21 protein-coding genes and 1 tRNA gene are annotated in these 17874 nt (G+C 67.7%); 14 read left to right on the forward strand and 8 right to left on the reverse strand.

Annotated features, from left to right (window positions below):
• The first annotated feature begins 18 nt into the window (after positions 1-18).
• The 3 genes from ACQY4V_RS03330 (at position 19) to ACQY4V_RS03340 (ending at position 1208) form a co-directional block, all read left to right on the forward strand.
• On the forward strand, positions 19-489 hold the full coding sequence (locus ACQY4V_RS03330; RefSeq protein ID WP_057792645.1) for an Lrp/AsnC family transcriptional regulator: 471 nt from the start codon (positions 19-21) through the stop codon (positions 487-489).
• A 54-nt stretch (positions 490-543) separates the two neighbouring features.
• Positions 544-1089 carry a tetratricopeptide repeat protein gene (locus ACQY4V_RS03335; RefSeq protein ID WP_428515498.1) on the forward strand — a complete coding sequence of 182 codons (546 nt, stop codon included), beginning with the start codon at positions 544-546 and terminating at the stop codon, positions 1087-1089.
• 33 nt (positions 1090-1122) lie between these two features.
• A tRNA-Leu gene (locus ACQY4V_RS03340) sits at positions 1123-1208 on the forward strand.
• A 69-nt stretch (positions 1209-1277) separates the two neighbouring features.
• Here ACQY4V_RS03340 and metG read toward each other — a convergent pair.
• Both metG and ACQY4V_RS03350 read right to left on the reverse strand, forming a co-directional pair.
• Positions 1278-2990 carry a methionine--tRNA ligase gene (gene metG / locus ACQY4V_RS03345; RefSeq protein WP_428515499.1) on the reverse strand — a complete coding sequence of 571 codons (1713 nt, stop codon included), beginning with the start codon at positions 2988-2990 and terminating at the stop codon, positions 1278-1280.
• 70 nt (positions 2991-3060) lie between these two features.
• Positions 3061-4299, reverse strand: coding sequence for an MFS transporter (locus ACQY4V_RS03350; RefSeq protein ID WP_428515500.1), 1239 nt, complete (start codon positions 4297-4299; stop codon positions 3061-3063).
• A gap of 215 nt (positions 4300-4514) precedes the next feature.
• Between ACQY4V_RS03350 and ACQY4V_RS03355 the strand changes: the two genes are divergently transcribed.
• Positions 4515-5774 carry an aminotransferase class V-fold PLP-dependent enzyme gene (locus ACQY4V_RS03355; RefSeq protein WP_428515501.1) on the forward strand — a complete coding sequence of 420 codons (1260 nt, stop codon included), beginning with the start codon at positions 4515-4517 and terminating at the stop codon, positions 5772-5774.
• 5 nt (positions 5775-5779) lie between these two features.
• On the opposite strand, the gene ACQY4V_RS03360 is transcribed toward ACQY4V_RS03355, so the two are convergent.
• Entirely contained in the window at positions 5780-6175 is a 396-nt protein-coding gene (locus ACQY4V_RS03360; RefSeq protein ID WP_428515502.1) for a hypothetical protein, read from the reverse strand.
• Positions 6176-6796, reverse strand: a complete 621-nt coding sequence (locus tag ACQY4V_RS03365) for an ImuA family protein (protein ID WP_428515503.1) — start codon at positions 6794-6796, stop codon at positions 6176-6178.
• 111 nt (positions 6797-6907) lie between these two features.
• On the opposite strand from ACQY4V_RS03365, the gene ACQY4V_RS03370 reads away from it, so the two are divergent.
• Positions 6908-7951 carry an aldo/keto reductase gene (locus ACQY4V_RS03370; RefSeq protein WP_428515504.1) on the forward strand — a complete coding sequence of 348 codons (1044 nt, stop codon included), beginning with the start codon at positions 6908-6910 and terminating at the stop codon, positions 7949-7951.
• A 153-nt stretch (positions 7952-8104) separates the two neighbouring features.
• Here ACQY4V_RS03370 and ACQY4V_RS03375 read toward each other — a convergent pair whose 3' ends face one another.
• A complete protein-coding gene (locus ACQY4V_RS03375) occupies positions 8105-8968 on the reverse strand; it encodes a helix-turn-helix domain-containing protein (RefSeq protein ID WP_428515505.1) in 864 nt (287 codons plus the stop codon).
• A gap of 105 nt (positions 8969-9073) precedes the next feature.
• Between ACQY4V_RS03375 and ACQY4V_RS03380 the strand changes: the two genes are divergently transcribed.
• Both ACQY4V_RS03380 and ACQY4V_RS03385 read left to right on the forward strand, forming a co-directional pair.
• On the forward strand, positions 9074-10015 hold the full coding sequence (locus ACQY4V_RS03380) for a fatty acid desaturase (RefSeq protein WP_428515506.1): 942 nt from the start codon (positions 9074-9076) through the stop codon (positions 10013-10015).
• 20 nt (positions 10016-10035) lie between these two features.
• On the forward strand, positions 10036-10941 hold the full coding sequence (locus ACQY4V_RS03385; RefSeq protein ID WP_428515507.1) for an EamA family transporter: 906 nt from the start codon (positions 10036-10038) through the stop codon (positions 10939-10941).
• A 15-nt stretch (positions 10942-10956) separates the two neighbouring features.
• Here the strand turns inward: ACQY4V_RS03385 and ACQY4V_RS03390 are convergent, their stop codons facing one another.
• Together ACQY4V_RS03390 and ACQY4V_RS03395 are read right to left on the reverse strand one after the other, a co-directional pair.
• Complete coding sequence (locus ACQY4V_RS03390; RefSeq protein WP_428515508.1) at positions 10957-11673, reverse strand: NUDIX hydrolase; 717 nt, start codon at positions 11671-11673, stop codon at positions 10957-10959.
• 29 nt (positions 11674-11702) lie between these two features.
• Positions 11703-12140, reverse strand: coding sequence for a DUF983 domain-containing protein (locus tag ACQY4V_RS03395; RefSeq protein WP_428515509.1), 438 nt, complete (start codon positions 12138-12140; stop codon positions 11703-11705).
• 249 nt (positions 12141-12389) lie between these two features.
• Here ACQY4V_RS03395 and ACQY4V_RS03400 point away from each other — a divergent pair, with 249 nt between their 5' ends.
• From ACQY4V_RS03400 to ACQY4V_RS03415, 4 genes are all read left to right on the forward strand, one after another.
• A complete protein-coding gene (locus tag ACQY4V_RS03400; RefSeq protein ID WP_428515510.1) occupies positions 12390-12863 on the forward strand; it encodes an EF-hand domain-containing protein in 474 nt (157 codons plus the stop codon).
• 104 nt (positions 12864-12967) lie between these two features.
• Complete coding sequence (locus tag ACQY4V_RS03405; RefSeq protein ID WP_428515511.1) at positions 12968-13552, forward strand: RNA polymerase sigma factor; 585 nt, start codon at positions 12968-12970, stop codon at positions 13550-13552.
• Positions 13549-13932 (forward strand): hypothetical protein, encoded by a 384-nt coding sequence (locus tag ACQY4V_RS03410; RefSeq protein WP_428515512.1) that lies wholly within the window; start codon positions 13549-13551, stop codon positions 13930-13932. The genes ACQY4V_RS03405 and ACQY4V_RS03410 overlap by 4 nt, the downstream gene beginning before the upstream one ends.
• A 2-nt stretch (positions 13933-13934) precedes the next feature.
• The gene (locus ACQY4V_RS03415; protein ID WP_428515513.1) at positions 13935-14411 is read left to right on the forward strand and encodes a periplasmic heavy metal sensor; all 477 of its coding nucleotides are present in this window, start codon (positions 13935-13937) and stop codon (positions 14409-14411) included.
• Between the two features lie 13 nt (positions 14412-14424).
• Here ACQY4V_RS03415 and ACQY4V_RS03420 read toward each other — a convergent pair whose 3' ends face one another.
• Positions 14425-15816, reverse strand: a complete 1392-nt coding sequence (locus ACQY4V_RS03420) for a diguanylate cyclase (RefSeq protein WP_428515514.1) — start codon at positions 15814-15816, stop codon at positions 14425-14427.
• An 86-nt stretch (positions 15817-15902) separates the two neighbouring features.
• Between ACQY4V_RS03420 and ACQY4V_RS03425 the strand changes: the two genes are divergently transcribed.
• From ACQY4V_RS03425 to ACQY4V_RS03435, 3 genes are read left to right on the forward strand one after another with little or no spacing between them, the layout of a single operon-like run.
• The gene (locus tag ACQY4V_RS03425) at positions 15903-16187 is read left to right on the forward strand and encodes a DUF3572 domain-containing protein (RefSeq protein ID WP_428515515.1); all 285 of its coding nucleotides are present in this window, start codon (positions 15903-15905) and stop codon (positions 16185-16187) included.
• Between the two features lie 21 nt (positions 16188-16208).
• Entirely contained in the window at positions 16209-16913 is a 705-nt protein-coding gene (locus tag ACQY4V_RS03430) for an HAD family hydrolase (RefSeq protein WP_428515516.1), read from the forward strand.
• Complete coding sequence (locus tag ACQY4V_RS03435) at positions 16910-17800, forward strand: DMT family transporter (RefSeq protein ID WP_428515517.1); 891 nt, start codon at positions 16910-16912, stop codon at positions 17798-17800. The genes ACQY4V_RS03430 and ACQY4V_RS03435 overlap by 4 nt, the downstream gene beginning before the upstream one ends.
• Positions 17801-17874 lie beyond the last annotated feature (74 nt).

Raw genomic sequence — 17874 nt, forward strand, 5'->3', positions numbered from 1 at the left:
GGCGTGGAGACAAGTCAAATGGATGCAAGCGAGCTGGATCAGTTCGACAAGGCGATTCTTCGCGTACTGGTGGCCGAAGGGCGGATCAGCATCACCGAACTGGCCGGGCGGATCGGGTTGTCGAAGTCGCCGACGCAGGCGCGGCTGCGCAAGCTGGAACGCGAGGGCGTGATCTCGGGTTACCGCGCGCTGGTGGATCCGATCCGGCTGGGGCTGGATCATGTGAGTTTCGTCGAGGTGAGCCTGACCGACACGCGGGAAAGCGCGCTGGCGGAGTTCAACGCGGCGGTGAAGCGGATCCCCGAGATCGAACAGGTGCATCTCATTGCGGGAAATTTCGATTACCTGATGAAGATCCGGACGCAGGACATGCAGGATTATCGCCGGGTTCTGGCCGAGCAGATCAGCACCTTGCCGCATGTGTCGAAAACCTCGACCTACGTGGCGATGGAGGCGGTCAAGGAGAACGCGCTGTCCGAGGTGTTCTGAGCGGGGCGCATTTGCGCGTTGATTTTGCGGGCGCGCGGGGCATCATTGATGTCCATGAGACATTTTCTGATTGCCTGCGTGCTGGCCGGCCCGGCCTGGGCCGGGACCTGCCCCGAACCGCCCGATCACGCGGAGGCGCTGTCGCGGTTGATCGACGCGGCGCAGGCGGCGCCGGACGAGGCGGCGGGGCGGGCACTGTCGGACGAGATGTGGGCGCTGTGGGCCGAAGCGCCGGACGCGAAGGCTCAAGGCCTGCTGGACGAGGCGATGGCGCGGCGCGAGGCGTATGACTATGACGCGGCGATGGCGGCGGCCGAGGCCCTGGTGGAGTACTGCCCGGACTATGCTGAAGGGTACAACCAGCGGGCCTTTATCCATTTCCTGAGAGAGGATTTCGAGGCGGCATTGCCGGACCTGAAGCGGACGCTGGAGTTGCAGCCGCGCCATGTGGCGGCGCGGACAGGGCAGGCGCTGACCCTGCACGCCTTGGGCCGCAACGGCGAGGCGGCGCTGGCGTTACGCGCGGCTCTGGCGCTGAACCCGTGGCTGGGCGAGCGGCACCTCTTGCCGGTGCTGGAACAGGGCGAAGAGGAGTTGTGATCGCGAAACCGTCGCGCTACGACGGGGGCCTGTGCCCGCGTGGTGGAATGGTAGACACAGGAGACTTAAAATCTCCAGGCCGAAAGGCCGTGCCGGTTCGAGTCCGGCCGCGGGTACCAAAGTTGAGCGGCCAAAAGCTTTGAGAAAGCTTTTGGCACATCTTTTCTGAAAAGATTTGGCGGTGGGCGTCAGGTGCGGGTGCCGGCGAAGCGCGTGGCCCACTCCTCGCGCTGGTCATCGGTGATCTTGGCGAAAAGCACGTCCGGCACGGTGAAGGCGTGGCCGGGTTTCAGGCTATCCAGCGCCTCGCTCACGTCGTCGGGCCAGTGGCAGTATTCGGTCTGCATGGCCTGCAGCATCGCGGCGGAGGCGTCGGGGATGAAGGGGGCCGAGATCACCGCGTAGAGCCGGATGAGGTTGAGCGCCAGGCGGATCTGCATGGCGGCCTTTTCGGGGTCCTCCTTGAAGGTCGACCATGGGGCGGCGGTTTGCAGGTATTCGTTGCCGGCGACCCAGATGGCGCGCAGCTCGGTCGCTGACTTGCGTACCTCGATGGCTTCCATGTGGGTCTCATACGCACGGATGCGGGTGGTGAGCGTCTCGATCAGCGCGGTCTCGTCGGGGCCGTAGCTGCCCGCCTCGGGGACCTCTTCGCCGAATTTGGAGCGGCAGAACTTGGTCACGCGGCTGACGAAGTTGCCCAGCACGTCGGCGAGGTCCTTGTTTACGCCGGCCTGGAAGTTTTCCCAGGTGAATTCGGCGTCCGAACTTTCGGGCGCGTGGGAGAGCAGCCACCAGCGCCAATAATCAGCCGGCAGGATCTCGAGCGCTTGGTCCATGAACACGCCGCGCCCGCGCGAGGTGCTGAACTGGCCGCCGTCATAATTGAGGTAGTTGAAGGACTTGATGTAGTCGACCAGCTTCCACGGCTCGCCCGACCCGAGGATCGTGACCGGGAAGCTGAGCGTGTGAAACGGCACGTTGTCCTTGCCCATGAACTGGGTGTAGCGGACATCCTCGGCGCCCTTGTCGGTGCGCCACCAGCGTTCCCAGTCGTCGCCCTTGCCGGCCTCGACCCATTCGGCGCCGCAGGCGATGTATTCGATGGGGGCGTCGAACCAGACGTAGAAGACCTTGCCTTCCATGCCCGGCCAGGGCGCATCGCCGCGCTGCACCGGCACGCCCCAGTCGAGGTCGCGGGTGATGCCGCGATCCTGCAGTCCGTCGCCGTCATTGAGCCATTTCTTGGCGATGGAGGTGGTCAGCACCGGCCAGCCGTCCCGCGTGTCGATCCAGTCTTCCAGCCGGTCCTTCATCTGGCTCTGGCGCAGGTAGAGGTGCTTGGTCTCGCGCATCTCGAGGTCGGTCGAGCCGGAAATGGTGGAGCGCGGATCGATCAGGTCGACCGGGTCGAGTTGCTTGGTGCAGTTGTCGCACTGGTCGCCGCGGGCGCTCTCGAAGCCGCAATTGGGGCAGGTGCCCTCGATATAGCGGTCGGGCAGGAAGCGACCGTCGGCGTTGGAATAGACCTGTTTCTCGGTCACTTCCTCGATCAGCCCGGCCTCATACAGTTTGCCGGCGAAATGCTGGGTGAGCTTGCGGTTCTGCTCGGACGAGGAGCGGCCAAAATGGTCGAAGCTGAGGCGGAAGCCCTGGCCCAGCTTGTCCTGCACTTCCCACATTTCCACGCAATACTCGGCCACGGGTTTGCCGGCTTTGGCGGCTGCGAGTTCCGCGGGCGTGCCGTGTTCGTCGGTGGCGCAGAGGAACAGCACCTCGTGCCCCCGGCCGCGCAGGTAGCGGGCGTAGAGGTCGGCGGGCAGCTGGGAGCCGACGAGATTGCCGAGATGCTTGATCCCGTTGATGTAGGGAATGGCGGAGGTGATGAGGTGGCGGGCCATTGCGAGACGTCCTTGAGCTTTGGGCGTTCGTGTAACGCAATGGCGCGGGCTGTGCCAGAGGCGGTTGGCGTCAGGGATCGGTGCGTTTGTCGCCTTCGCGGGCGGTGCGGGTCAGGCGTCCGATCAGGAAGGAGGTGCGCGGCGACCAGACATAGCGGGTGCGGGCGCCGGCGCTGGGCCGGGCCAGCATCCGCACGAAGCTGAAGACGATGAGCACGGCGTGGGCCGTGGCGATCATCACGAACATCGCCTGCGGGCCGAAGCGTTCGATCAGGGCGGAGGCCACGTAGGGCGCGGCGATGGCGCCCAGGGCGAAGAAGAACATGAGCGCGGCGGAGAGTTCCACCCGCTGTTCGGAGGTGGCGAAGTCGTTGGCGTGGGCGGCGGCGACGGAATAGATCGGAAAGGCGGTGAAGCCGAAGAAGAAGGCGGCGATCATGGCGCCGTTGGGCGAGGTGGGTCCGGCCAGGGCGGTGACGATGCAGCACAGGATGGCGGCGAGCGACAGCGCGATCATCACGTGGCGGCGGTCGAACTTGTCGGCGAGCCAGCCCGCCGGATACTGGGCCAGCGCCCCACCGAGGACAAAGGCGGCGAGGAACCAGGCGATCTGATCGAGCGCGAGGCCGACTTGCTGGCCATAGAGCGGCCCGACCATGCGGAACGTGGAGCTGGAAAGGGCCGCTACGATCACGGCGGCGGCGGCGAGCGGCGAGCATTCGACCGCCAGCATGGGGCGCAGACGGGGCGCCTTGGGCGTTTCGGGCTGGCGCACGGTGGTCAGCGTCAGCGGCAGGAGCGAGGCGCAGCAGATGATGGCGAGAATGTTGTAGGAGATGTAGGAGGCCGGTTCCAGAACGGAAATCAGCATTTGCGCCACCAGCGACGCGCCCATGTCGGCCACCCGGTAGATGCCCATGGTGCGGCCGCGCGTCTCGTTGGTGACCTTGGCTTGCAGCCAGGCCTCGACCACAGTGTAGCACCCGGCGATGCACAGGCCCGAGGCTACGCGCATCAGCGCCCAGGCGATGGGGTCAATGATGATCATGTGCATCAGAAGGCCGATGGCGCCTGCGGCGGTGAAGGCGGCGAAGGCGCGGGAATGGCCGATCGAGCCCATCAGGCGCGGCGCGAACCAGCAACCGATGAAGAAGCCGAAGAAATGCGCCGAGCCGAGAAAGCCGATTTCCTGCGTGGAGAAGTCGAGCGTCAGCCCGGACAGCGCATCGAGCGGGGCGACGCCGCCGGTGGACAGCTGCAACAGGATGACCGACAGGAAAAGGGCCGCGAAGGAGATGATCATGCGCATGGGGCCAACTTGGCACGCCGGTGCGGCGATGTCCTGCCGCGTTTTCGACAGAAGGGCGTCGTTTTCGGCGTATGGGAGGACAAAGCCCTGACACGTGCGCCGCTTTGGCCAAGTGCCTGATTTTGCCGCGTTCACGGGCCGGCAGGCAGGCGACTTGTATGCGGTGCGGGAATCCCGGCATATGGCGCAAGGCCTTCAATGCGACAGGAGACGTCATGATCCACGAGACCCCCGAACTGATCCACGCCATCCGGGACCGCTTTGCCCATGTGGAGAGCTGCCCGTTCCAGGGCGAGCGGATTTTCTTCGAGAACGCGGGCGGGGCGCTGACGCTGAAAAAGGTGGTGGAGACATCCGGTTTCTATGCCGCGATCCCGGACAACCCGGGACGCGCGAACCCGGCGGGGCAGCGTATCCAGGACGTGATCGACCGGGCCAAGGCGGATCTGGCGGTGTTCATGAATGCCTCTTCGGGTCAGTTCTTTGCCGGGGAAAGCGGGACGGAGCTGCTGTTTCGCATGATCCGCACGGCCTGTGTGAATGCGCCCAAGGGCGCGAAGGTGATCGGGTCGTCGATCGAGCATCCGGCATCGCGCAGTGCGGCGCGGCGCTGGGCCGAGGTGGCGGGGCTTACCTATGTCGAGGTGCCGCATGACGACGCGACCGGGGTGGTGACGGCAGAGGCCTATGCCAAGCACATGACGCCGGATGTGGCGGTGGCGACCATCGTGCATGCCTCGCCGGTGACGGGGATGGGCATGGACGTGGCGGCGATTTCGGCCGCGATCCGGGCGGTGGCGCCGGAGGCGGTGATCATCGTGGACGGGATACAGCACGCGGCGCACGGGCAGCTCGACCTCGACAGCTACCTGGTCGATGGCTATGCGATTTCGCCCTACAAGGTGTTCTCGCGCCACGGCTACGGGATCGGGTGGATCTCGGACCGGCTGGCGGTGATGCCGCATGAGCGGCTGATCGGGTCGCCCGAGGACGCCTGGGAAATGGGCACGCGCGATGCGGGGTCCTATGCCACCGTGTCGGACGTGGTGGCCTATTTCGACTGGCTGGGCGGCGAGGTGTCGGACGAGACCGACCGCCGCCGCCGGATCGAGGCGGCGGGGAAGGCCATTCATGCCTACGAGACGCATCTGACGGACGCCATGATCAAGGGCACCGGCAACCTGCCCGGTCTGCGCGACATGGATCACATCACCATCCTGGGCGGGGCCGACAACCCGGCGCGCGAGGGGCTGGTGTCGGTGGTGGTCGAGGGCGTGCCCTCGGCGGAGGTGGTGGAGCGGCTGAACGCGCAGGGCATCCGCACGCATATCCGCAAGGACGATCATTACAGCGGTAACGTGCTGAAGCCGCTGGGGCTGAGCGATTGTATCCGCATCTCGATGTGTCACTACAATACCGAGGCCGAGGTGGCGCGGCTGCTGACCGCGCTGCGCGAGATGGGCGGCGCGGCGTAAGGCGGTCAGGTGGCCGACGCGGGCCGGCAATCCGGCGCCTCGACGGCGTGACGCGCGGTGACGCGGCCGGTGAAGCGGTCGGTCTGGACCCGCAGGCAGATCCTGTCGCCGGGGGCGAGCAGGGGCGTCAGGCGGTTCGGGGTGACAAGCGGGAAATGCCGTCCCGCCTCGGTGGTGGCGGTATAGGCGGGGCGGGTGCCGAAATCGGTTTCGATCTGGGTGATGCTGTCGATGCGGGCGATCATGAAGTCGACGCTGGCCGGGATGCGCACGAAGGCGACGACCAGCAGGGCGAGGACGCCCAGAAAGAGCAGGAGCGCCCCCCACCACGCCCGGCGGCCCAGCAGGTCACGCCAAAGCGCGGCGGTGAGGCCGGGTGTTTTGCGTTTATCGTCTGTCACTTAGGCAGGATTGCCAGTTTCCTTGCAGGGATCAAGCGCAAAGCCGCCCCTGGCGCGGGTCACGGCCCATGTCGCCGGGGGCAGGGTGCGGGCGCGGCAGCGCGAGAGGGTCCAGCCCAGCCGCCCGGGCGCGTGGGCGGGGGCCATGTGCCAGCGGCTTTCGACGCCGGGGGCGCCGCCCTCGCCGGGGGTGAGAATGAGGCCCAAAGGCGCGACTGTGCCTTCGCCTGCGCCGGTTTCCGCCGCGAGGTGCAGGCGGCGGACCTGGGTGAGGTTGGGCAGGTCCGGCAGTTCGGCCACCGCGAGGGGCACGGCGCCGGAGCGCAGCACCTCTTCGAGGCACCACAGCAGGTCGATGGGCTGGCGCGGCGACAGGAAGGTAAAGCGTTCAGGCCCCACCAGCGCCACCATGCCGTCGGGGTTGAGCCGGTCGGCGGCCCAGTCGGGGGCGATCCAGAAAACGGGGCCTTGCGTGGCGGCGGCCACCAGCATCGCCGCCATGTGCCGCGCCGGCCCGCAAAGCTCGTGCAGGCGGGCGGGGGTCAGGGCCATCTCGCCCAGCACGGTGAGCGCGGGGCGGGTGCGGTGGCTGCTGCGCCGGGTGAGGAGGGTGGTGTCCATGGCTTTGAATATAGTTTGTTCATCTTTTGTTCTCAACGTCGAAATAGGGGTGACGCCCGGGACAGAGCCGCTACATATGGGGCTTTGACGACAGGCAAGACGGAGCGGGACATGCAGCGCAGGCAATTGGGACGGACGGGGATCGAGGTGAGTGCGCTTTGCCTCGGGTCGATGACATGGGGCACGCAGAATACCGAGGCCGAGGGGCACGCCCAGATCGACATGGCGCTGGACCGGGGCGTGGATTTCATCGACACCGCCGAAATGTACCCGGTGAACCCGATCGCGAAGGAGACCATCGGGCGGACCGAGGAGATCATCGGCACCTGGGTCGCCCGGACGGGGCGGCGCGGTGACGTGGTGCTGGCCACCAAGCATTCGGGGGAAGGGATGCAGCACGCCCGGGAGGGCGCGCCGATCTCGTCGAAGACCATCCCCGGGGCCATCGAAGGCTCGTTGAAGCGGTTGCAGACCGACGTGATCGACCTTTACCAGTTTCACTGGCCCAACCGGGGCAGTTACATGTTCCGCCAGAACTGGCGGTTCGATCCCTCGGGGCAGGACCCGGCCGCGACGCGGGCGCATATGGAGGATGCGCTGGGCGCACTGGAACGCGAGGTGGAGCGGGGCACGATCCGGGCCTTCGGCCTGTCCAACGAGAGCGCGTGGGGCACGGCGCAGTGGCTGCGGGTGGCCGACGAGATGGGCGGGCCGCGGGTGGCCTCGATCCAGAATGAGTATTCGCTGATGTGCCGTCTGTTCGACACCGATTTGGCGGAGCTGAGCGTGAACGAGGATGTCGGATTGCTGGCGTTTTCTCCGCTGGCCGCGGGGCTGTTGACCGGCAAGTACCAGGGCGGCGCGGTGCCCGAGGGATCGCGCCTGTCGCTGAACGAGACGCTGGGCGGGCGGAAGACCGACAGGGCCTTTGAGGCGGTGGACGCCTATCTGGCGGTGGCGCGGCGGTTTGGCCTCGATCCGGTGCAGATGGCGCTGGCCTGGTGCCTGACGCGGCCCTTCATGGCCTCGGCCATTTTCGGGGCGACGTCGATGGAGCAGTTGGACCTGGCGCTGGGGGCGGCGGAAGTGACGTTGTCCGACGAGGTGTTGGAGGTGTTGGACGACACTCACAAGGCGCATCCCATGCCGTATTGATGCGTGGGGGTGGTGGGTTTTCACCCACCCTACGCGGTATCCGACCGAAACCGCCTTTGTGGCGGGCGTTGCCGGGGGCTTTGCCCCCGCGGCGAAACGGTGTTTCGCCGCTCCCCCAGGATATTTTCGGCCAGAGGAAGGGGCGGGGCGGTCCTAGTGCGATGTTTCGGCCCAGCATTGGCGGATGTGGTCCGGCAGGTCGCGGGCGCCGATGGCGGCCTCGCGGACCAGGTTGTCGAAATGCAGGGTCAGGGCCTCGACCCGTTCGGTGTCGCGGAAGGCGAGGTAGTTGCGGCCGATATAGATGACGGCCAGCAGCGGGCCGAAGATCGTCACGGGCGCGGAATAGAGCCGGCGGGCGTCGAAGAGATAGAGGCGCAGGCGCGGGTAGAGCTGTTCGGTGATCTCGAGCAGGTAGTCGACCTGGCGCTGGCGGATGTCGCGGGGCAGGCCGTGGTAATAGCCTTCGCCGGCGATGAAGCTGTGCATCTCGAAGAGCGGCAGGGCGATCTCGTAATCCGATCGGGTGCCGCGCATCCAGTCGAGCCGATCCTCTGAAGCGCCGATGGCCTGTTCGGTGGACCGGCCCAGGTGGGGGGCATATTCCCATTCCAGCAATTCGCGGGTCTTGAGCATGTCGGGCAGGCCGGCGGGGACGTGGCGGATCTTGTAGCCCGCGGCCTCGCGGTGCCAGGTGAAGATCTGTTCATCGACGAGCGCGCGGGGCGCCTCGGTCAGGGAGAGCGTGTTGGCGAGAATGTCGGCGGCGGTCTCGGGCCGGTCGGTGAGGCCCAGCAGCCAGTCGGCGGATATGCCGAGGGCGCGGGCGCATTCGCCCACCACCTGCGCGTTGGGCAGGCGCGCCCCGGTCCCCTTGAGCAGTTGCGAGATGGTCGAACGGTCGACGCCGACGCTGCGCGCCAGCGCGCTTTGAGACGTGCCGCGCAGGCGCAGCGCCTCGTTGAGGCGGGTGCGGAAGAGGGTGGCGCGGTCGCGTTTGTCGGATTTCTGGATCATGTGTTGGATTTTATCAACAAGCGGGAGGTTTGTTAATCATTCTCTGACTGCCCCGCTGACAGGATTTGTCGTAACGGTTTTGTGAAGGACGGAATTGGGGACAAGATGAAAGTGGAATTCGAAGGCGGCGCCGGGCCGGTACCGGGGCCGGAAGCGCGTGCGCTCGCGGACGTGGAATGGCCGACACTGGGACTGTTGGCCGCGTGCTATGCGGGTTGGGGCGTGGCGCTGTTCTGGCTGGCGGGGCTTTGGCTGCCGGCAGGCATCGCGGTGGCGGCGACCGGGATCACGCTGCATTCGTCGCTGGTGCACGAGATGATCCACGGGCACCCGACCCGAAACGACAGGCTCAACGAGGCGCTTGGGTTTTTCAGTCTCGGGCTGTGCGTGCCCTACCGGCGGTTCATGGACCTGCATCTTGCGCATCACCGCGACAGCCTTCTGACCGATCCCTATGACGACCCGGAATCGAACTATCTGGACCCGGAGGTCTGGGGGCGGCTGCCGGGCTGGTTCCGGGCTGTGCTGCGGTTCAACAACACGCTGCTGGGGCGGATGATCGTGGGGCCGGTGCTGGGACAGGTGGTGTTCATGCGCGCCGACTGGGCCGCGATCCGGGCCGGTGACCGGGGCATCGCGCGGGCCTGGGCGTTGCACGGGTTGGGCGTGGCGGCGGTGCTGGGGGTGGTCGCGGTGTCGCCGATGCCGGTCTGGGCCTACCTGGTCAGCGCCTATGCGGCCTATGCGATCCTGAAGATCCGCACCTTCCTGGAGCACCGGGCGCATGAGCGGGCCAGCGGGCGCACGGTCGTGGTCGAGGATGGCGGGCCGCTGGCGTTCCTCTTTCTGAACAACAACCTGCACGTGGTGCATCACATGCACCCGCGCGTGGCGTGGTACCGCCTGCCGGCGATGTGGCGGCAGAACCGCGAGACCTACCTGCGGCGCAATGGCGGGTATTACTACCGCTCCTACGCCGAGATTTTCGCGCGGCACCTGTTGCGGGCGAAGGACCCGGTGGCGCATCCGCTCTGGCGGAGGAAGTAAAAGACCGGCAATAGAAGGCCATGGTCGAGCCGTGGATCCTTCTTGCCGTGATGGCGGCGTTTTTCCAGACGCTGCGCTTCATGTTGCAGAAATCGCTGAGCATGGGGACGTTGAGCGCCCTGGGCGCGACATTCGCGCGGTTCGCCTATGCCGCGCCGCTGGCGGCGGTGCTGGCGGGGGGCTACGCGGCATGGTCCGGGCAGGGGTTGCCGGCGGTGGGCGGGCGGTTCTGGATCTACGTGCTGAGCGGCGGGCTGGCGCAGATACTGGCGACGTGGTGCGTGGTGCTGCTGTTCGCGGAGCGCAATTTCGCGGTGGGGATCACCTTCAAGAAAACCGAGGTGGTGCAGACCGCGATGGTGGGGCTGATCGTGCTGGGCGACCGGGTGAGCCTGCCGGGGCTGGTGGCGATATTCCTTGGCCTGATCGGCGTGCTGGTGTTGTCGGACGTGCCGGGGGGCGCGGGCGGCTGGTGGCGGCGGGTGACCAGCCGGGCGCCGGCGCTGGGGCTGGCCTCGGGGGCGTTCTTTGCGGTGTCGGCGGTGACCTACAGGGGGGCGACGCTGGAAGTGGCAAGTGACGATGCGTTCCTGCGGGCGGTGATCGCGGTGGCGGCGGTGACGGCGGCGCAGAGCCTTGGCATGGCGGCCTATCTGCGCTGGGGCGAGCCGGGGCAGGTGTCCCGCGTCTGGGCGGCGCGGGGGCGCGCGGTGTGGATGGGGGTGACGAGCCTTCTGGGCAGCGTCGGCTGGTTCACCGCGTTCACGTTGCAGAACGCGGCCTACGTGTTCGCGGTGGGACAGGTGGAGGTGATCTTTTCGCTGATCGCCTCGGTCCTTTTCTTCCGCGAGACGGTGACGCGGCGGGAACTGATCGGGATCGTTCTGGTGAGCGCCAGTATCCTGCTGCTGGTCTTGCTGGGATAATAACGGTGCGGCGCGTCAGTCGGGCAGGCGCGCACCGTAGAGGCGCTTGAAGAGGTTGCTTTCGTCGTCATTGCGAAAGAACGGCACCGAGGCGGGCGGCGCGGGATCGTGGGCACGGGCCTCGATCTCGGCCAGGACGACCTCGGTGATGAAGGGCAGGTCGTAATCGTGGCGGGCGGTGGCCAGCGGCACCCACTGAAGATGGCTGAGCTCGTCGCAGGCGGGCGAAAAATCGTCCGGGTCCGAGGCGAGCGCCCCAGCGTCGACCAGGAAGAAGCGCGCGTCGAAGCGCCGGGGGCGGCCCGGGGGCGTGATGGCGCGGAAGACGAATTGCAGTGCCGACGCGTCCGGCAGGTGGCCGGTGGCGGCGAAGCTGTGCCAGTCGTCGGGCGGCGCGCCCGCCCAGTCGCCCGGCTGGCCCAGAAGCTGCCCGGTTTCTTCCCAGAGTTCGCGGATCGCGGCGGCGGCGAGCGCGTGCGAGCGGTCGGTTTCGCTGTCGTCGCGCAGGCGGGCGGCGCAGCCGTCGGGCATGGGCCGGGCCAGCGGGATGTCCGCGTCGCCTGCATCGACAGCGCCGCCGGGAAAGACGAACTTGTTGGGCATGAAGGCGGCCCTGGCGCCGCGCTGGCCCATGAGCACGCGCGGTTCCGTCATGCGGTCGCGCAGCACGATCACCGTGGCCGCGTCGCGGATGGCGGTCTTGTCGGAATGCTTCGGGTAGCTTGCGGTCATTCAAGTCCTGTCCTTCGGGGGCGAAGGGGTCAGGTGTCGTCCCCGAAGCCGTGCATCTGGCGCGCCCACTGGAAGCCGACGATGGCCCCTTTCAGCCGGGGCAGAAGGTAGAGCGAGAGCGTGACGCAGCCAATAGCGAAAATGGTGAAAAGCACCAGAGGTTCGGGCCGCCACGTCGTGAAGGCGATGTGCAGGAGCGGCGCCATGAGGTGACCCACGACCAGGATCGTCAGGTAGGCCGGGCCGTCATCGGCGCGGGCATGACTGAGATCTTCGCGGCAGACCGGGCAGGTCTTGCGCAGCTTGAGATAGCTCTTGAGGATCGGGCCCGACCCGCAATTGGGACATGTGCGGCGAAATCCGCGAAAGACCGCGGGCCAGAGCTCGCGTTCATTGGTGTCCTGTTCCCCCGGCGTTGTCGGCGCCACGGAAGCGGAGCCGTGCGTGTCGTGATCGGTGCTGGTCATGTGCCCTCGCGCGTCAATGGCAACAGAGGTGCGCCGTCCGGGAGCAAATTGGAAGGTGACAGGCTGTCCGTGCGTCGGGATGTCGCAAAGGATGGGCCGGGTCTGCCCGGAAAAATATCGGTGCGGGGCGACGGAACGCGCGGGCGCTGTCGTTTAGGATGGTAGATCGCGACGGCAGGCGTGGTCGCAAACCCCAAGACGCGGCGCAAGATCGCGTTGCAGCAGACCTGACCGAGATGGAGCATAGAGATGAAGAACCTGATGATCATGAGCGCCCTTGGCATGACGATCGCACTGGGCGGGGCCGTGCAGGGCGTCGCCGCGTCGGGCGAGGGCAAGGGCCCGCGCCATTCGTTCGAGGACCTGGACACGAACGGGGACGGCCAGCTCACGAAAGACGAAATGCAGGCGCGCATGAAGGCGCGGTTCGATGAAGCCGACACCGATGGCGATGGCGTGATGAGCCTGGAGGAAATGCAGGCCCGCGGGCAGGAAAGGGCCGCCAAGCGTGCCGCCAAGATGATCGAGCGGCTGGACAGCGACGGCGATGGCGGCGTGAGCTTCGAGGAAGCGCAGGCGCGGCGCGGCGGCAAGATGTTCGACCGGGCCGATACCGATGGTGATGGCGCGATCAGCCAGGCCGAGTTCGACGCCGCGCGCGAGAAGATGCGCGAGATGCACGCCAAACGTCACGGCAAGAAGACCGAGCAGAACGCGGAGTGATCCGCGCGGTTGCGCCCCGGCGATGGCTTAATCGCTGGCCGGGGCGGGCCGATCCGGCGTAAGAACCGGACGCAAGGTGACGGGGCAGGATAGACGACCGGGACATGACGATGCCGCTCGATGCCATGGACGACGTGCCCGACGAGGCGCTGCTGGTGCTCTTCGCGAACGGAGAGCGGGCGGCGGCGCGGGCGTTGACATTGCGGCTGAGCCCGCGCGTTCTGGCCCATGCCTACCGGCTGTTGGGCAACCGGGCCGAGGCCGAGGACGTGGCGCAGGAGGCGCTGCTCCGGCTGTGGCGCGTGGCGCCCGAATGGCGGCAGGGGGAGGCGAAGGTGACCACCTGGCTTTACCGCGTGGTGGCGAATCTGTGTACCGACCGGCTGCGCCGGGGCTGGCGCACCAAACCGCTGGAGGCGGCGGGCGACCCGGCGGAAGACCGGGCCAGTGCCGCCGAGGACATGCAGGAGCGGGCCCGGGCCGATGCGTTGCAGGCGGCGCTGCAGGCCTTGCCCGAGCGGCAGAGACAGGCGGTGGTGCTGCGCCATATCGAAGAGCTGGGCAATCCGGAGATTGCCGAGATCATGGGGATCAGCGTCGAGGCGGTGGAAAGCCTGACGGCGCGGGGGAAACGGGCGCTGAGCGAGGTGCTGGGCGCCAGGAAGGATGAACTGGGGTACGCGGAATGAGCAAGACCGGCAAACCTGATAACGAGATGGAGGCGATGTTCGCCGCGGCCCGCACCCACGCGCCGGAACCGGACGCGGATTTCCTGGCGCGGGTGCTGGACGATGCGGAGGCGGTGCAGGCCGGGTTTGCGGAGAGGGCCGGGTCGGGAGCCGCGCGGCTGTACCCTGCGCCGGCCCGCGGGCTGCGCGGGGTCTTCGCGGCACTGGGCGGATGGCCCGCCGTGGCGGGGCTTGGCGCGGCGGCGGTGACCGGAGTGTGGATCGGGGTCGCGCCGCCCGAGGGGTTGAGCACGGCGGCGCAGAGTGTCTGGGACCAAGATGTCACGCTGGCCTTCGAGCCGGACCTTGGCACCGATCTCTTTCCCGGCGAGGGAGGATGAGCATGAGCGAGGGAACGGACATGACCCCGCGCACGGGGGCACCGCGCTGGATGAAGATCCTGCTGGTGGTGTCGCTGGCGCTGAACCTGTTGGTCGTCGGCGTGGCCGCCGGTTTCGCGATCAAGGGCGGCCCCAAATGGCGCGGCGGCCCGCCGGGCGGCGCGGGCGCCATGCACCGGGCGCTGAGCGAGGCGGACCGGGCGGAGCTGAAGCAACGCATGATCCGCACGTTCCGGGCCGAAAAGGGCGGACGCGCGGCGTTCCATCAAGAGATGGAGGGGCTGGTTGCATTGCTGCGGGCCGAGACGTTCGACGGGGCCGCGGCGGCAGAGCGGATGGCGCGGCTGCGGGAGATGTTCGACGGCCGGATGGCCTCGGCCCAGGGTCTGCTGGTCGAGTACTGGGGCGAGATGAGCGCGGCCGACCGGGCCGCCTATGCCGACCGGCTGGAGGCCGAGATGCAGCGGCGCAAACGCTGAGGCCCGGCCGCTGTCAGGCGGCGGATAAATGCGAGATCGTGACCGTGTCGCGCCCGCCCGACTTGGCGGCGTAGAGCGCGTGGTCGGCATCGGCCAGGAGCCTTTCCGGTTCGAGGTCGCTGTCCTTCACCGCCGGGTTGGCCACGGTGGCGCCGATGCTGACGGTCAGGGACAGCGGGGCCTCGACCCCGGGGATGGCAATCGCGGTCTCGCGCACAGTACGGCACAGATGCTTGGCCATAGAGCGTGCGGCGGCGATCCCGGATTGGGGCATCAGCACAAGGAATTCCTCGCCGCCGATGCGCGCCAGGCTGTCGCCGGGGCGAAGCGCGTCGCGCAGGGAGCTGGCGACGCGCGTGAGGACATGGTCGCCGGCGGCGTGGCCATACGTGTCGTTGACGCTCTTGAAGTGATCGAGATCGGCGACCATCAGCGCGAAGGTCTGTTTGCTTGCCCGGGCGGTCTCGATCAGGCGGGCCATGTGCGCCAGCGCATATCGCCGGTTGTAGAGGCCGGTCAGCGGATCGGTGACCGCGGCGTTCAGGCCGGTGCGCAGGCGGGCGCGCTGCAGGTCGTCGGCCTGTTTCGCGCGCAAGAGCGCGTCTATGCGAAGGGCGATTTCCCGGGGGTCGGCATCGCGGGTGGCGAAATCGTGGATGCCCATGTCCAGCAGCTTCATCGCAAGCCTGTCATCGGCGGTGTCCAGCAGCGCAAGCACGCGGGACTGGCGGGTGCGCGGCGCGCTGCAGAGTTCGGCCAGGCGGACAAGCGCGGCCTCGCCGGCCTCCGCGGGCAGGGATACGAGCAGCACGTCGGGCGGTGCGGTCAGGCCCGAGATCTGCCTTGCACGGTCCATGCGGAAGGTCTCGAACCGGTGGCGCATCTCCTGCGACAGCCGGTGACACAGCGCCTGGTCCGTTGCTGTCCCGCGGTGCAGCGCCGCCACCAGCCCGCGCGGGGTGAAACCGGCCTGCGCCTCGGCCAGGCCGAGCGCATGGGCGGCGCCGCTGGTGAGGTCGAGATCGACCTCGACCGGCGCCTGCCGCGACAGCGAGCGCAACCGCGCCAAGAGCACCCTTTCGCTGTAGGGTTTGAGCAAGACGTCGCAGGCGCCGCATTTCAGCAGGGCAAGCCGCGCGCCGGGGGCTCGTTTCGCGGTCAGGACCAGCACCGGCAGCCGGTCGCAGCCGGGCAGGGCGTGGATGTCGCGGACCAGGTCGCAGGCGGAGCTGTCGGGCAATCCATCGGTCACCAGAACCGCTTGCGGCCTGTCGTGTGCGATGATTGCAAGCGCCTCTGCCGCGCTGCCGGCCTGTTCGACGTGGAAATAGGCGGCTGAAAGCTTGACCTTCAGCACGATCCGGTTGGTCGCCAGACCATCGACGATGAGAACAGTGCCCGGCATGTGCCGCCGCCTTTCCGACTTGCTCTTTGCTATGGCAAGACTATCCCTGTCATTGGTTAAGAAATCCTTGCCGGGAGTTAAGCATTATGGCCAACCAGCGAGAAGCCGCCGAGACGATCGCGCTCAAGGCGCTGACGTGGCTTGCCGGTCACGAAAACCTGCTGGACGTGTTCATGGGCGCGACCGGGGCAGGGCGGGACGATCTGCTCGCGGGTGCGCAAGATCCTGATTTTCTTGCTTCTTTGCTGGATTTCCTGCTGATGGACGATGCGTGGATCATGGAGTTCAGCGAGGCCGCGAACGTGCCGCCCGAGGCGGTTGTCGAGGCCCGCGCCGCGCTTCCGGGCGGGGTTCAGACCCATTGGACATAAATTAATTTTGAGGACCATAAGGTGAACAATTCCACAAGAAAGGTTGATGGGCTGCTGTTCGACAAGGATGGCACGCTGTTCGATTTCCACACCACCTGGAGCGCCTGGGCCGGCGACCTGATCGAGGACCTGGCGCAGGGCGACGCCGCCGTGCGGGGGAGACTGGCGTCGGAGATGCATTACGACCTGGACGAGAGGCGGTTTCGCCCGACAAGTCCGATCGTCGCCGGCACGAACCGCGAGGCCGCCGAATGCGTGGCGCGTGCCGTGCCCGACCGCAGGGTCGAAGAGCTGGAGATCTTCCTGATGGAGACCTCGGCCGCCGCGCCGCAGGCCGAGACCGTGCCGCTGGCGGCGTTCCTGCAGGCCCTGGCCGCCGAGGGCCTGGCGCTGGGCGTGGCGACCAATGACACCGAGCATGGTGCGCGTGCGCATCTGGGCAAGGCCGGGGTGGTGGACCAGTTCGATTTCATCGCCGGGTTCGATTCGGGCCACGGCGCCAAGCCCGCGCCGGGCCCCTGCCTGGCCTTCGCCCGCGCCATGGGTCTTGCGCCCGGGCGGGTGGCGATGGTGGGCGACAGCACCCATGACCTGCTGGCGGGCCGCGCGGCGGGGATGCAGACCGTCGCGGTGCTGACCGGCACGGCCACGCGGGACGACCTGGCGCCCTTTGCCGATGTCGTGCTGCCGGATATCGGGCATATCCCGGCCTGGATGATCGCGTGAGCGCGGGCGTCTCGCGCGGGGTTCTGCTGGCGCTGGTCGGCACGCTGGTGCTGACGCCGGACGCGATGCTGATGCGGCTGTCGGGCATGGAGGGCATCCAGATGACCGGCTGGCGCGGATTGTTCATGGGCACGATGATGCTGCTGGCCTGGGCGGTCACCAGCCGGGACCGCGGCGGCGACATGGCCCGGCTGCGCAGCGGGCCGGGGGCGATGATCGTCTTGGCGCAGGTGCTGAACTCGATGCTGTTCTGCCTTGGCATCGCGTCGGCCCCGGCGGCGGTGGTGCTGATGGGCGTGGCGGCGGTGCCGGTATTTTCGGCGCTGCTGAGCCGGGTGGTGACGGGCGAGACGACCTCGGCGCTGACCTGGGCGGCCATCGCGGCGGTGATGGCCGGAATCGGGATCGCCGTGCTGGGCGGCGGGCATGGCGACGTGGACCTGAACTGGGCTGCGGTGACGGGGGCGGGCTTTGGTCTGGGCGTGGCGTTCGTGCTGGCGCTGAATTTCGTCACGGTGCGGGCGAGCCCCGACCTGCCGATCCTGCTGGCCATCGGGGTCGGCGCGTGGATCGCGGGCGGGATAGGCTGGTCGCTGACCGGCGTCGAGGCAATGTTTCAGGGGCGTGTCTGGGCCATGGCGGTCACGGGCGGCGTGGTGCTGCCGGTGTCGTTCTTCTTGCTGTCGCTGGCGGCGCGGCACACGCTGGCGGCCAATGTCAGCCTGCTGATGCTGCTGGAAACTGTGCTGGGGCCGTTGTGGGTGTGGATCGGCGTGGGCGAGCGGCCCACGGCGGCGATGCTGGTCGGCGGCGCCATCGTGGTGGGCAGCCTGACGGTGTATCTGTCGATCCTGCGGCGGCGGGCGGCGCTAATCGTGCCGCGATAGTTCACCTGCGACAGGTTCTGTCGCAAAGCGGCAAACCAGCCGGCCGGCCCGGTGGTTGCATGGAAGGGTCCAGC

This window comes from Roseovarius sp., assembly GCF_965277045.1.
In the GTDB taxonomy this organism is placed as follows: Bacteria; Pseudomonadota; Alphaproteobacteria; order Rhodobacterales; family Rhodobacteraceae; genus Roseovarius.

Excerpts from the sequence above, each read along its gene's own strand:
- ACQY4V_RS03330 (WP_057792645.1), top strand. The coding sequence starts at position 19 with ATGGATGCAAGCGAGCTGGATCAGTTCGACAAGGCGATTCTTCGCGTA.
- ACQY4V_RS03335 (WP_428515498.1), top strand. The coding sequence starts at position 544 with ATGAGACATTTTCTGATTGCCTGCGTGCTGGCCGGCCCGGCCTGGGCC.
- metG (WP_428515499.1), bottom strand. The coding sequence starts at position 2,990 with ATGGCCCGCCACCTCATCACCTCCGCCATTCCCTACATCAACGGGATC.
- ACQY4V_RS03350 (WP_428515500.1), bottom strand. The coding sequence starts at position 4,299 with ATGCGCATGATCATCTCCTTCGCGGCCCTTTTCCTGTCGGTCATCCTG.
- ACQY4V_RS03355 (WP_428515501.1), top strand. The coding sequence starts at position 4,515 with ATGATCCACGAGACCCCCGAACTGATCCACGCCATCCGGGACCGCTTT.
- ACQY4V_RS03365 (WP_428515503.1), bottom strand. The coding sequence starts at position 6,796 with ATGGACACCACCCTCCTCACCCGGCGCAGCAGCCACCGCACCCGCCCC.
- ACQY4V_RS03370 (WP_428515504.1), top strand. The coding sequence starts at position 6,908 with ATGCAGCGCAGGCAATTGGGACGGACGGGGATCGAGGTGAGTGCGCTT.
- ACQY4V_RS03375 (WP_428515505.1), bottom strand. The coding sequence starts at position 8,968 with ATGATCCAGAAATCCGACAAACGCGACCGCGCCACCCTCTTCCGCACC.
- ACQY4V_RS03380 (WP_428515506.1), top strand. The coding sequence starts at position 9,074 with ATGAAAGTGGAATTCGAAGGCGGCGCCGGGCCGGTACCGGGGCCGGAA.
- ACQY4V_RS03385 (WP_428515507.1), top strand. The coding sequence starts at position 10,036 with ATGGTCGAGCCGTGGATCCTTCTTGCCGTGATGGCGGCGTTTTTCCAG.
- ACQY4V_RS03390 (WP_428515508.1), bottom strand. The coding sequence starts at position 11,673 with ATGACCGCAAGCTACCCGAAGCATTCCGACAAGACCGCCATCCGCGAC.
- ACQY4V_RS03395 (WP_428515509.1), bottom strand. The coding sequence starts at position 12,140 with ATGACCAGCACCGATCACGACACGCACGGCTCCGCTTCCGTGGCGCCG.
- ACQY4V_RS03400 (WP_428515510.1), top strand. The coding sequence starts at position 12,390 with ATGAAGAACCTGATGATCATGAGCGCCCTTGGCATGACGATCGCACTG.
- ACQY4V_RS03405 (WP_428515511.1), top strand. The coding sequence starts at position 12,968 with ATGACGATGCCGCTCGATGCCATGGACGACGTGCCCGACGAGGCGCTG.
- ACQY4V_RS03410 (WP_428515512.1), top strand. The coding sequence starts at position 13,549 with ATGAGCAAGACCGGCAAACCTGATAACGAGATGGAGGCGATGTTCGCC.
- ACQY4V_RS03415 (WP_428515513.1), top strand. The coding sequence starts at position 13,935 with ATGAGCGAGGGAACGGACATGACCCCGCGCACGGGGGCACCGCGCTGG.
- ACQY4V_RS03420 (WP_428515514.1), bottom strand. The coding sequence starts at position 15,816 with ATGCCGGGCACTGTTCTCATCGTCGATGGTCTGGCGACCAACCGGATC.
- ACQY4V_RS03425 (WP_428515515.1), top strand. The coding sequence starts at position 15,903 with ATGGCCAACCAGCGAGAAGCCGCCGAGACGATCGCGCTCAAGGCGCTG.